12 protein-coding genes are annotated in these 12,900 nt (G+C 68.2%); all 12 read left to right on the top strand.

The annotated features are described in order from the left end of the window. The first annotated feature begins 27 nt into the window (after positions 1–27). The 12 genes from ACZ1DY_RS34745 (at position 28) to ACZ1DY_RS34690 (ending at position 10,982) form a co-directional block, all read left to right on the top strand. The gene (locus ACZ1DY_RS34745; protein WP_465482208.1) at positions 28–726 is read left to right on the top strand and encodes an SAF domain-containing protein; all 699 of its coding nucleotides are present in this window, start codon (positions 28–30) and stop codon (positions 724–726) included. 42 nt (positions 727–768) lie between these two features. After that, positions 769–1,596 (top strand): hypothetical protein, encoded by an 828-nt coding sequence (locus tag ACZ1DY_RS34740; protein ID WP_465482207.1) that lies wholly within the window; start codon positions 769–771, stop codon positions 1,594–1,596. 224 nt (positions 1,597–1,820) lie between these two features. Next, positions 1,821–3,116, top strand: a complete 1,296-nt coding sequence (locus tag ACZ1DY_RS34735; protein ID WP_465482206.1) for a CpaF family protein — start codon at positions 1,821–1,823, stop codon at positions 3,114–3,116. Further along, the gene (locus tag ACZ1DY_RS34730) at positions 3,113–4,039 is read left to right on the top strand and encodes a type II secretion system F family protein (RefSeq protein ID WP_465482205.1); all 927 of its coding nucleotides are present in this window, start codon (positions 3,113–3,115) and stop codon (positions 4,037–4,039) included. The genes ACZ1DY_RS34735 and ACZ1DY_RS34730 overlap by 4 nt, the downstream gene beginning before the upstream one ends. Beyond that, positions 4,036–4,941: a type II secretion system F family protein gene (locus ACZ1DY_RS34725; RefSeq protein ID WP_465482204.1), complete on the top strand. Its 906-nt coding sequence runs from the start codon at positions 4,036–4,038 to the stop codon at positions 4,939–4,941. The genes ACZ1DY_RS34730 and ACZ1DY_RS34725 overlap by 4 nt, the downstream gene beginning before the upstream one ends. A gap of 83 nt (positions 4,942–5,024) precedes the next feature. Further along, a complete protein-coding gene (locus ACZ1DY_RS34720) occupies positions 5,025–6,032 on the top strand; it encodes a hypothetical protein (RefSeq protein ID WP_465482203.1) in 1,008 nt (335 codons plus the stop codon). Beyond that, positions 6,025–6,279 (top strand): hypothetical protein, encoded by a 255-nt coding sequence (locus tag ACZ1DY_RS34715; protein WP_465482202.1) that lies wholly within the window; start codon positions 6,025–6,027, stop codon positions 6,277–6,279. The genes ACZ1DY_RS34720 and ACZ1DY_RS34715 overlap by 8 nt, the downstream gene beginning before the upstream one ends. A 45-nt stretch (positions 6,280–6,324) precedes the next feature. Then, complete coding sequence (locus ACZ1DY_RS34710) at positions 6,325–6,747, top strand: hypothetical protein (protein WP_465482201.1); 423 nt, start codon at positions 6,325–6,327, stop codon at positions 6,745–6,747. Positions 6,748–6,854: 107 nt separating this feature from the next. Then, positions 6,855–7,217: a TadE/TadG family type IV pilus assembly protein gene (locus ACZ1DY_RS34705; protein WP_465482200.1), complete on the top strand. Its 363-nt coding sequence runs from the start codon at positions 6,855–6,857 to the stop codon at positions 7,215–7,217. Beyond that, positions 7,214–7,663 carry a TadE/TadG family type IV pilus assembly protein gene (locus ACZ1DY_RS34700; RefSeq protein WP_465482199.1) on the top strand — a complete coding sequence of 150 codons (450 nt, stop codon included), beginning with the start codon at positions 7,214–7,216 and terminating at the stop codon, positions 7,661–7,663. Before ACZ1DY_RS34705 ends, ACZ1DY_RS34700 begins: the two co-directional genes overlap by 4 nt. After that, positions 7,660–8,073, top strand: a complete 414-nt coding sequence (locus tag ACZ1DY_RS34695; protein ID WP_465482198.1) for a hypothetical protein — start codon at positions 7,660–7,662, stop codon at positions 8,071–8,073. The genes ACZ1DY_RS34700 and ACZ1DY_RS34695 overlap by 4 nt, the downstream gene beginning before the upstream one ends. Beyond that, entirely contained in the window at positions 8,070–10,982 is a 2,913-nt protein-coding gene (locus tag ACZ1DY_RS34690; protein ID WP_465482197.1) for a BTAD domain-containing putative transcriptional regulator, read from the top strand. Before ACZ1DY_RS34695 ends, ACZ1DY_RS34690 begins: the two co-directional genes overlap by 4 nt. Positions 10,983–12,900: the final 1,918 nt, after the last annotated feature.

The raw sequence follows: 12,900 nt of genomic DNA, 5'->3' as shown, positions 1-12,900 counted from the left end.
ATTCTTGGATTGTGAAGGAATACCGCTATGGGTACCGCTTTGTCTTTTTCGCGCCGACCGCAGGAGCACGGCAGTGACTCGGCGTTCGCCGAACAGCTCGGAGGTGACGAGCCGCCGCGGGTGCCGAGGCGACGGCGCTGGTGGCTGTTGGGGGTCGCGGTGGTGCTGGCCGCGGTCGTCGCGTTCGGCAACTATGCCCTGATCGCGGGGCAGGACGACCGTGTCGATGTCCTCGTGCTGACCCGTGAGGTGGGCTGGGGGCAGACGATCGAAGAGGGCGATCTCGGTGTGGTCAAGGCGGTTCCGGATCAGCCGCTGGCCGTTATCCCGGTCGGTGACAAAGCCAGGGTCATGGGGCAGGTCGCGCGGTCGATCTTGCCCGCCGGGACGGTGCTGGCGCCTGGGCAGTTGTCCGGGCAGCCGATTCCGGGGCCGGGCGAGCGGCTGGTGGGGCTTCCTGTGCGGCCGGGCCATTTACCAGCCCGCGGTTTATCGGCTGGGGATCTGGTGCAGGTCACTCCGATCGCGGTCAGCAACGGGCCGGACGTGGGGCAGTCCCCGGCGAGCACGTCCGGTCCGTTTCGTGCGCGGGTGCTCGGCGTCGGCCCGCCGGATTCCACTGGCGCGGTGACGGTCGATGTCGTCGTCGGCGCTGACGCCGCGCATGCCGCGACCAGTGCCTCCGCGGGGCAGGTCGTCATGGTCCAGCTCGGACCGGGCGCGTGAAAGAGACCGGCTGTCGAAAGGGATTGGTGAGAAGAGATGGCGATGATCGCGATCGTGTCGGGGAAGGGTTCGCCCGGCGGGACCACGTCGCTGGCCGCGTTGGCGGCGGCGTGGCCAGCGCCGGTGCTGCTGGCCGACTGTGACCCTGCCGGGGGCGATCTGGCGCTGGGCTGGCTGGGGCATTGGGTGGTGAATGGGCTTCTCCGTACTGATGTCGGTGTGTTGTCGCATTTCATCGAGACCCGGCACGCGACGTCCGGGGACCCGGGCTCGCTGATCGAGCACGTGCAGGCGGTGCCTCCGGCGCGGCATGTCGGCCTGCTGGCCGGGCTGAGTACGCCGGGCCAGCACACCGCGGTCGGCACGGCCGGATGGACCCGCCTGACCGTGGCGTTGGCCGCGTTCAAGACCGAGGCCGGGCATCCGGCTGACGCGCTGGTCGACCTGGGCCGTTTCAGCTCGGCGACGCCGTGGCCTGTGCTGCTCGCGGCGGATCTTGTGCTGGTCGCGGTGCGCCCGACGCAGCGGCATGTGCTCGCCGCGCGTCCCGTCCTGGCCGAGCTCGCCGAGCGGATTCTGCCGCAACGGCTGGGGCTGGCCGTCTGCGCGACAACGCCTGCGGGCACCCGCGAAGTCCGGGTGGCGCTGGGGCGGGAGGCCGCGGTGGAAGTCCCGATGGCCGCGCGGACGGCGGCGGTATTCTCCGACGGCATTGACGGAGGAACGCCTCCGCACCGGTCGCCGCTGCTGCGCACAGCGCGCCGTGCCGCGCGGCGCCTGCACGGTACCTACCACGCCTACACGCCGAGTGAACCGCGCATTCCGGCCACTGCCGCACCCTTCCGTCTGCTTTCCGGAGGTGCACGATGACGTTGCCGCGCAACGGGTTCCGCCCTCCAGATGATCGAGCGCCGCTGCCGTCTCCCGTGACGTTGCCGCCATCGCGCAGCGACTCGGCGGGACCCGCAACAGGGATACCGCGGACACCGCCGCAGGACAGTGTGCTGACTGGACGGATCGACCCCGAGGTTGTTCGGGAGATCCGGGAAGCGGTCGCTGCCCGGCTTGAGCGCGTCGCGGCGGGTGAGTCCTATGTGGACACACCACTAACGGGCGAGGAACAGCAGGCGCGGATGCGTGCCTATGTGGCCGACGAGGTTGCCAGCTGGGTGCAACGCCGCGCGACCGCCGGACACGCGCCGCTGCCCGTTGCCGAAGAACGCAGGCTGACCCGGGCGGTCGTCGCGGCGCTGTCCGGGCTGGGTGCCTTGGAGGAGCTGTTGGAACGCGACGATGTCGAGAACATTCACGTGCACGGCTGTGACCGGGTCCTGCTGGAGCTGGCGGACGGCACGGTCGAGCAGTGGCCGCACCCGGTTGCCGACACCGACACCGATCTGGTGGAGATGTTGGCGGCGATGTTCGCCCGCCAGGGCCAGACTTCCCGGGAGTTCAACGCCGGGCGTCCGCTGGGGAATCTGCGGATCGGCGCGGGTGGCCCGTTGGGGGCGCGGGTGGCCGCGGTGATGGAGGTGTCCGACCGGCCGCGAGTGGCGATTCGCCGCCACCGCCTGGTTGACGTCGGCCTGAACGATCTCGTGGCCAATGGCACGCTCGATCCTCTACTCGGCGCTTTCCTGCGTTCGGCGGTGCGGGCGGGCTGCAACGTGATCGTGTCCGGTGGCCCGGCCGCGGGCAAGACGACGTTGCTGCGCGCGTTGTGTGCGGAGATCCCGGACTACGAGCACGTTGTCACGGTCGAGGAGGAGTACGAGCTCGGTCTGCACATCGGCGCACGTCCCTTGGTCACACCGCTGGAGGCCCGTCCGGCGAACTCGGAGGGGATCGGGGAGATCTCCTTGGACGATCTGCTGAAGCAGACGCTGCGGCACTCGCCGAGCCGGGTGATCGTCGGGGAAGTCCGGGCCGGGGAAGTGACCGCGATGCTGCGCGCGCTCGGGAACGGCGCCACGGGCGGCATGTGCACCTTGCATGCCACGAGCGCTTCGGCGGTGTTCGACCGGATCGGCGCGCTCGGGCAGCTCGCTCATCCGCCGCTGGCGATCGAGGCGGCTCACCAGTGGACTGCTTCGGCGATCGACCTTGTCGTGCATGTCGCCCGCGCTGACCACGCCGCGGCTGGTGGGCGGCGCAGGCAGCGGTTCGTCACCGAGATCATCGAGGTCGGCCCGGTCGGGGATTCCGGCCGGCCGGACACCACCAGGATCTTCGCCCCACGTCCGGAAGACGGCCGCGCTGTCCCGGCCTACCCACCGAGCCGTGATCTGCTGGAGCGCTTGACGAGGCACGGGTTCGACCGCCACATGTTCGACACCGCCGGAGCCGACACCTGGCAGACCACCGAGCTGCCGGGCGGAGGAAGGCGATGACGGGCGTCTGGGCGGGCCTGCTCGGCGTCGCCGCGGCGGCGGCGATCGCCTGCGCTGTTGCGGCCTTCCGCCCACCTGACGCGCGGTCGACGACACCGCGCACGGCGCGCAGCGGGGGCTGGAAGACGTTCGCGGCACGGGTACCGCGGCGGCGGGTCGTCGTCGCGGTCGCCGCGGGCGGGGTCGTGTGGTGGGGCACCGGCTGGCCGGTCGCCATCATCCTGGCCGTCGCCGCGGCGCTGACGGTGCCGATTCTCGCCCGCGGCCACGACGCCCGCCGCGTGATCGCGAGGTTGGACGCCCTTGCCAGCTGGGTCCGGCGTCTCGCCGATGTCCTGGCCTCCGGCGCCGGCGGACTGGAGCAAGCGATCGCCACCTCCGCCCGCACCGCCCCCGAAGCACTGTGCAGCGAGATCGAAACCCTGGCGGTTCGTTTGCGGACGCGTGGCCTGGAGGCCGCGCTCCGCGCCTTCGCCGAGGACGTGGGAGATGAAGCCGCCGACGAAGTCGTGCTCGCGCTGATCCTGCGCGCCCGCGCGGGCGGACGCGGGCTGGTCGACATTCTCGACAGCAAGGCGACCGCCCTGGATCGCGAGGTCGTCGCCCGCCGCGACATCGAAGCCGACCGAGCGAAACCGCGCACCGATGTCCGCGCCATCCTGGGCATCACCGCGCTCCTGCTCACCGGCCTGGTGGTCTTCGCGCACGAGTTCCTTACCCCGTTCAATGACCTGCTCGGCCAGCTCGTGATGGCCGGGATCGGCGGTCTGCTGGGCGCTGCCGGGTGGTGGATGCACCTGTTGACCCGGACGCGCCGTCCCGCTCGCATGCTTGGCGCCGCCTCGAGGATCCCTCCCGGGGCACCGAAACCGAGGCGCACCCCGATCGCTGCCACCGATGTCGACGTGGAGGTGCCGCGATGAATCCCGGGATCACCGCTGCGCTGCTGGGCGCGCTGGGCGGGTTGGCTCTGGTCTGCGTGCTCCTGGCGCTGCTGCGCCCGGCTCCGGTCAACGTGGCCGCCGCGGTCGCCGAACTGGACGACCGTGCCGCCCGCCGTGCTGACGGAGCGCCGCCACGCAGCCGCTGGTCGACCCGGATCGAACGTCTGGCCGGAGTCTCCGGACGGTCGTCGAACCGCTGGTGGGGCATCCCTGCCACCGACCTCGACGTCCTCGATCAGACCGCCGACCGCTACCTTGCCCGCCGCCTGACCTGGGCTGCTGCCGCTGCCGGAACCGTGTTCGTGATGGCCGGGCTTAGCTGGTTCGGCGGCATCGACCTTTCCGCCCCGGTGGTGGTGCTGGCCGTGATCGCCGGCGCGGCGGCCGGATCGGCGGTGCCGGTCCTGGCCGTGCAGGAGGACGCCGCTCGGGCGCGGGAGGAATTCCGTCGCGCCACCGCCGCCTATCTCGACCTCGTCGCGCAGGAACGCGCCACCGGCCGCGCCCCCAGCCAGGCACTGGGGGAGGCCGCCGCCGTCGGAGACTCGTGGGTGTTCGCCCGGATCAGCCGCACCCTCGGCCGCGCGACCCAGGCCGGTCATACCCCGTGGGAAGCCTTGTCCCGGCTGGGGAAACGCATGGGCGTCGTCGAACTCAGCGACCTGGCCGACATCCTCGCCACCGCGGCCGACGGCGCCGCCATCTACACCACCCTGATCGCCAAATCGAGCTCCCTGCGCGCCGCCGCGCTGGCCACCGACAAAACCGACGCCAACGCCCGCTCCCAACGCCTCGCGCTCCCCGTCGCACTGCTGCTGGTCGCGTTCCTGCTCCTGGTCATGTACCCCGCCATGATCCGGTTGGCCGCAGGAGGGGGCTAGCCAAAATGCGCGACGCCTCCCGTCGCCACCTCCACTTCCCTTTCCAGAGGAAGAAATCGGCCCCGGCTGAAGGAGAAGTCTTGATGCACAACCATCAATCGCCTGCAACGGTGCCGCCGGTACTCGACTGCATGCTCCCCGACGGCTACGCCACAGTGCTGCTCAATCCTGCGATGACCTCCCGGCAGTGGCGGCGCAGGCAAGCCCTCAGTCTCGTTCGCCCCACGACCATCCTCAAAGGACTCTTCGCTGCAGGGCTGGTCATTCAGATGTCCCGCGGCGGTCACGGATTCGGCGAGAAGTTCGGCATCGGCCTGGTGACCTTGATCGTGGTGCTGGGTGTCTTTCGCCTCCTTGGCCACTCAGCCAGTGAGACCTCCTTCGAGTACGAAGGCGTACCGCGGCTTCGGCTTCGGTGGGGAGAGTTCTACCGGCGTCGCGATTTCGATGACCTGGGTGCAGATTCCCGTGAACTGGTCGCCGAGTTGCTGACGGGGATGCAGGTTCTGCACCGGAGTCCGGCGCTCGCCTGGCTCGATCCCGCATTGCCGGGTGAGATCCACACAGTGGTGTGGCGGGCTTTGTGCTGCCTCGACCGCAGCCGCGAGGCCCGCGCTCTTGCTCAGGAGGTCGCTGCCGAGCTCGACACGACCGATGACCTGGTCACCGCGACGCGGCGAGCGGTCGACGACATCGATTCGAGCCTGCGGGAGGTAGCGCGGCATGTGCGAGGGTGCGTGGTGCTCTGTCGTGCATGGGAACAGAAACTCCGGCGACACGATCTCGCTGCCCGCGTCGGTCACACCCTGACCACCATTCCGGGGCAAGAACACCTCGCCAGGTTGTCGCAGGACTCGGACGCGTTGCCGCGAAACGTGTTCGCTCACGTCACCGCGGCACGAGATATCACGCATTCCGGGGCATTCCCGTGGGAACAACCTCCGTCCGAGTGGCCCGGAGCAGGTCGCCTCCCGGTCGGGCGAATCAGCAACACGCCTAACCATGAAGAGGCAGCCGCGAACGCGAAGTCAACCGGCAAACCTTATAGGCCAACGACTTCATTGGGAAAGGAGAACGAGACTCATGCTTAACCAACTCAAACGCTGCGCTACCACAGCCCGGCGACGCGGCGCCCGGCTCGGGCTGTTCCTCACCGCCTGGGTGCTCAGCTACGTCGTGACTGCAGAAGACCACTGGTCGCGGGCCCGTGCATCGGGAGACCGCGGATCCGAGTCCGTGGAAAAGGCGGTCCTTGTCGCGATCGGCCTCGCCGTGGCGATCGGGCTTGGCTTCGCCATCCGTGCCGCCGTCCAGACCTACCAAGGCCAGATCAAGTGAACCTGTACGTACCTGGAAGCCCTTGACCGCAAAGGAGACCACACGATGCTGACCGCTGAGGAGATCGAACGACGTGTCGAAGTAGCAGACGCTGCTCGGAGTGAGAGGAGGTCCGCCGCGGCGCGGCGCGTCGGTGACTTGGCAGAACGCCACGCCGAGCTGGCCGAGCAACTCGGCGGCGTCGAACGCGAACTGGGTGAGGTGCTGGCCGAATCCGGCGACGTGATCGAGATCGACGAGCTGGCCGCCTTTACCGACGTCCCCGCAACCGAGCTTGCCCGCTGGCTCAACAACGCCAAACCCGGACGCGCCAAGCGGAAGAAGCCCGCTGGAACGAATCCTGCGAAGACCACCCAGGCCCGGAAGCCGACCACTTCACACCAGTCAGCGCACACCAATGTCGCCGCCGCGCAGGACATTCCACCCGTACGCGGCGGCACCGTTCCTCTCCCGGCGGTAGCGTCGTGACAACATCAACTTTCTCGCTCCGCCAGGCCGACCGGCCACTATGGACACGGTGCCGAGTATTCGTCCGGGCGCGGCTTCACGACGACAGGGGAGCGGAGTCCGTCGGCTTGGCCGTGCTGTTTCCGTTGGTGTTGCTGCTGATTCTCGCTGTGGTGCAAGGCGGCCTGTGGTGGCACGCGCATTCCGTGGCCGCTCAGGCGGCACAGGCCGGTGTGGACGCCGGACGTCCTGTCGGCGCCACGCAACCCGTCGCGGTCGCCGCCGCACGGTCGTTCGCCGACCGCGCAGGCCGCGGTGTCCTGACCGCACCCGAGGTTCGTGCCACCATGACCGCTGACACTGTCCAGGTCGCGGTGTCCGGCACGACGGTCCGGCTGCTGCCGATCCCCGGGCTTGATATCGGGGTCGAAGTGACCGCGCGAGCGGTCAAGGAGCGCTTCACCACGTCGTTGACCGGGGGCGGCTCGTGACTCGCCGCGCACGTGCGCTTCGTTTCGGTCGGTTGTGGACAGATACGGGTTCCGTCAGCGTCGAAGCCGCAGTGCTCGTGCCCGCCGTGATCCTCGTGGGGCTGCTGATCATCGCGGGTGCTCGCATCAGTTCCGCGGAGCAAGCCGTCGACAACGCCGCCACCGCGGCTGCCCGCGCCGCGTCGATCGCCCGCAGCCCTCACTCGGCGCAGCAGGCCGGAGCGGCTGTGGCTCGTGATCGTCTCGGACGTGAGGGCATCACCTGCCAGGAAACCAGTGTGTCGGTCGACGCCAGCCAGATCGCCGTCGGTCGCGCCGGCTTGGTGAGGGCCAGCGTGACGTGCCGTGTCGCGCTCAGCGACCTCGCCCTCCCCGTCCCCGGCGGTACTCGCCTGATCACCAGTTCGTTCACCAGCCCCACTGATCCGTACCGGGGACGGCCATGATTACCGTGGCACGGCCACGGGATGCCGGGTCGCTCAGCGTGATGATCGCGGTCCTGGTGCCCGCGTTGCTGTTCGTGCTCGCCTTGGTCGTCGACGGCTCCGCCCGGCTGCGGACCATCGCCCGCGCTGACGCCCTGGCCGCCGAAGCCGCCCGCGCCGCGAACACGGCCGTGGACACCCGCAGCCTGCAGGTCGGCATCGACACCGCCACAGCCGCCCGGGCCGCGGGCGACTACCTCGCCCGTACCGGGAACCCCGGCCAGGTCAGCATTACCGGTACCCGCACAGTCCGGGTGACGGTCACGGTCACCGAGCCCGCGCCTATCGGACTGCTCGGCCGTAGTGTCCAGGCCACCGGTACCGCGGTGGCCGAACTCGGCGTCGGGACCCGCGACGGCGGACTCCCATGACGTCCCCGGCGGCACAGCGCGTCCGCGGCACGCTCGCCGCGCTGGCTCTGCTCGCGTTCGTCACCGGCATCCCAAGCGGGCTCCTGGCCCTTGGCGCCGATCCCGCCCGCCTGATTCCCGAGCGCTGGCCAGACCCGGTACAGATCACCCAGTGGCCCGAGCAGATCTGGGCCATGCTGCGCTGGGCGTGGATCACCGGCGACCTGGTGATCTGGCTGATCGTCGCCGTGGCATGGACGGGCTGGCTGGCCCTCACCGTGTCCGTGATCGTCGAAGTGATCCGCCAGACCGGCCGAGCCGCCCGCGGCCCGCTGCGGCGAATCCCGACCGGCCGGTGGATCGCCGGGCTCGTCGCCGCCGTCCTGATCGCCACATCCGCAGGCACCGCGGCAGCGTCCGGACTCCCCGCCACACCGACCGCGGCCACCGCGCCACCACGGCCTCATCCGAACCCGGCCGGCGCGCCCCGCGATTCCGCCGCGGCCACGGCGACGACAACCACGCACGGCGCGATCCCGTACATGGTTGTGCACGGCGACACCCTGTGGGACCTCGCCGAACGCCATCTCGGCGACGGCAGGCGCTACCACGAGATCGTGCGGCTCAACCCCGGCCTGCTCGCCGGCAACCCGGATGACCTCGAACCCGCCTGGACCTTGCTGCTTCCGCTAGACGCCGCCGGTCTTCCCCCGCGCCATGCCATCACCTCGGAGACCGGACGGACCGTGACGGTGCAGTCTGCGGACACACTCTCCGGCATCGCCGAGCGCCACTTCGGCGACCCGGACGCCTGGCGCGTGCTCTTTGACCTCAACGCCGGGCGGCCCCAGCCCGATGGCCGTGCCCTGCGCCACCCCGACCAGCTCCTACCCGGCTGGACGCTCGCCCTGCCCGCCACCGCGCCAACCACCCCACCGGCAGAACCCCAGGAACCACCGCCGAGCATGTCCGCACCCGCACCCCTGGACGATCCACCCGCAGCCGGCCAAACACCGCCGCACACACCCGGGGACGAACTGCAGAAACCCGCGGCGTCCGGAGACGGCGGCGTGTCGCTGCCGGGCGGGGCGTTCGTCGGCCTCGGACTGGCCGCTCTCATCACCCTGGCGACGGTCACGGTCCGAATGCGACGTCGCCGCTGGTACCGGCCTGGTATCCGAACCGACGACGATCCCACGGGATTGCCGGTCGTGCGCGCGCTGCGCATCGCCCACGACGTCGCCACGCAACCTCCGGCCGACCAGGAGACTCCGGCGACCGAACCGGCGAACTCCCGGCACACCCGGCAGGTCGAGCTGGACACCCGCGACCGAGCTAAAGCCGTCGTCCGCGCCGCACACCCGACGACACCCGGGACCGCAGTCGGCATCCGGGACGGACACACCATCGCGCTCGACCTCGCCCGGACACAAGGCCTCGGGCTCGTCGGTCCCGGCGCCCGCTCCGCCGCGCGAGCCCTCATCGTCACCCTGCTCGCGCAAGCCGCCAGCGACGGCCTCGACGCCACGATCGTCATCCCGCACCCTGTCGCCCGCTCGTTGTTCGGGCACACCCTCCCAGACCGTGTACCGGAACGGCTGAGAATCGTCGACGACCTGCCCGCTGCTCTCAATGTGCTGGAAGCCGAACTGCTCGCCCGCACGCACGGCCAGAGCCTCCCCGGGAACGACCCGGATACCCAGACACCGCACCCGTCGAGCCGCCCCGGTCCCTTTCTCATCGTGGCCGCGCCCAGCGCGGACGCCGACCGGCGCCTGCACACCATCCTCGAGACCGGAGCCCACCTCGGCCTCACCGGATTGCTCCTTGGCCCATGGCGTCCCGGCGGTACCGTGCGCGTGACTGGTGACGGCATCGTCGACACGGCTTCCCCGGCACTCACCGGCAACCTCGCCGGCGCGCGGCTCTTCTCCCTTCCGGGCGCCGACGCCCTCGACCTACTCACGCTGCTCCACGCCGCCGAGCCCGACCGCACCGAACCGTCACACCGCTCCACCTGCGTCGATAGCGTGGCCACGACCACATCCGAATACGAATTCAGTAAAGCTGGTCCCGAACACGGCCCTGAAGCGCCTCAGGCGACTACGCAACGGGACGTCGGGACGGCAGAGACCAGCACCGCGGACCGATCCCCGGATCGGTCGCTGCGGCTGCAGGTAGTCGGCCGTCTTCGCCTGAATCGCACCGGCCCAGAACCGTATGACCTCGTTGAAGCGCTCGCGCCGCGACAACGGGAGATCCTTGTCTACCTGGCATTGCACCGCGAAGGCTGCCGCCGCGAAACCCTTAGCGCTGCGCTCTGGCCCGATGCACCGGCTGATCGCCCCTACAACACCTTCCACGCAACCCTGTCTCAGCTCCGCCGAAGCCTCCGCCGCGCCACCGAGAACGACGCCCTCGACATCATCACCACCCAGGACGGCCACTACGCCCTCAACGAACAGCTCGTAGCCGTCGATCTCTGGCAGCTGCACGACGCGCTCACCGCCAGCCGAACCAGCACACCGGCCGACGCCACCCAGGCGCTGAACACCGCCATCGCGCTCTACCGCGGAGACCTCGCCGAAGGCATCACCGCAGACTGGATCGACGGACCCCGCGAAGCGCTCCGCCGCGAGGTCCTCGATGCGTTCAGTACCCTGATCCGCGCAACCCGTCGCGACGCGCCCGAACACTCTCTCACCCTGCTGGAACAAGCCCGACGGCTCGACCCCTACAACGAAGCGATCTACCGCGACCTCATGCGCACCCAAGCCCGCCTCGGCCAGTACGACAGCATCCCGCGCACGCTGCGGCTGCTAATTACGGTGCTATCCGAACTCGGAGAACACCCTGCCCGCGACACCATCACCCTTGCCGCCGCACTTCAGCAACCGAGGAATGGCGTGCCGGACAGGCAAGCTAGCTGACCTGACAGAGCAGCGCTTCATCGAGGCGGCAAGAGCTTGTCCGCCTACTTCTCCAGCTTCCTTTCCGCCTTCCTCTCCGGGGGCCTGCTAGAGCGGAAGGGGCAGCGAACGGGCTTTTCGCAGCACAGGTACGTCGGCACCCCTTCCTCTGTGCCCTCCAACTTCGGTGCCAGCAGGCATCTGAACAGTCTGTCGGGTGGGTGGCCGGCTTCCGTCTGTTTGGATTCGGCGGTCACGTTGGGTGCGACGGCTGCGTTCGCGTGCGAGGGGCTTCCCCGACATCCGAAGTATCCTTCCGCCCGCCAGTCGCTGGCCGCGGGGCCGGCCTGCTGGCAGCCGTGTTGTCATGCCCTCATGACTGTCCACTATGGACCATAATGCCGTCCCTTGAGATAGGGGACGACGCTTAGCGGCCGCTAAGCGCACGTGTGGTCGGCTAAGCACGACTAAGGCGCCCCTGGGGCTCGGCTAGGCACTAACGGGACTCTGCTTAGCTCACGGGTACAGGGCCTGACGTGGGCCGTACCTAAACGACCCAGTTTGGTTCTGGGGCACTGATCGAAGCGCGACGCCTTAACTGTGTGTCACCCGGCAGTGCCTCCGGTCGCACCGGCTCCTGACGCCCGGGCCAAACATCTCGCGCTGCCCCAATCGAGTGACGTTGACTTCCTAGATCTCGCGCTTGACCTGCGCTTTTAGGCCAAAGTGCAAGAAAGAAGGTGCGGGGAAACTTGCAGATCCCCGTACGGGGTGCTTGTATAGATGACGTACCGCCGAAAGCGAGGCAGGAGAGGTTCTCCGGCTGACGCAAGAGCAGTACTTCGCACCACTGTTGATCTTTCAAAACCGCATGCACTGCGAGCCGCTCCCTGGGCTTAGATCACCGTTCTCTCGAACGGAAACCGCTTGCTGGTCAAGATGGGGAATGAAGTCCTGCCGTGTCACGCAACGCGCTTAAGTCGCGTGACGTGGGACCCAATTCCAGCTAACCGCAAGGGAAGGGGCGTCATCATGGCGCATTCCGGCCGGACCATTGTCCGGTGAGGAATGAAAACCCGCTCTGATGTCTCGCTGTGCAGCACCTAAGCGCGCTTAATGCGGTTTAGATGCTTGACACATACATAGTGAGCTTAGCTTTCAAGGGCCCGTATCCGCTGCTGTATGTCGGATGCGCAAACGTTTAGCGGTTCGCCTCCGCGCCGGATTAGCTCGTCGACTTGTCCGACCTATATCCAAATGCGGCCATTGAAAGCGCAGTGCCCCGGCCCTGGTGAATGGCCTATGTGTTGAGCGGTGACAGTGCTCAACGTGCATGTCGTAGAGATTAGCGGATCGTAAGCGCGGCTACGTCGCAAAGTCACTACTACGTGCAGCGTAAGCAGCAAGTCGGGTTTTCGCGCGGCACTTTAATACCGGAGTTTCCGGGGGCCTTCTGGCTAGGAAGCCTTCAGTTTCAACGGCTGTAGACCGGTTCAATTCCGGCAGAAGGTGCAAATTTGTGACCCAGAAACGAAAATTTTAGGAGCTGATGAAAGATGCTTATCAAGCACTCAAAGCGCACGATACGAAGCGGCTGCAAGAAATGCGGCGACAAATCGCTATATTGGGCCCATGATACGGCGCAGTCAGGTGGTGATCACTGTGACAAATGTCAAACTTCCGGGAAATGGGTCCTCATCGACGCTGCGGGGGAGCCGCACAAATGCGGCAGTGATGTTTCCCCGGTGGCGGAAAAGATGGATGCAGGAAATGTCAGTGTCGAGGTCAAAGCGACGAATGTGCACGAGGGAGACTCTGTGTCTGATTCAACTGATCACGCAGCTCCTTTGACTGGTGGAGGGGATGCTTTTGCTGCGTTCCAATCGCTGGTTGCTAGCCTTGCGCCTAAGGTTGATCGGGACGAAGTTTCCGCGATGAT

The sequence above is a fragment of the Amycolatopsis sp. PSD-21 genome (genome assembly GCF_055561455.1).
This window is presented reverse-complemented; position numbering and strand designations above follow the sequence as displayed.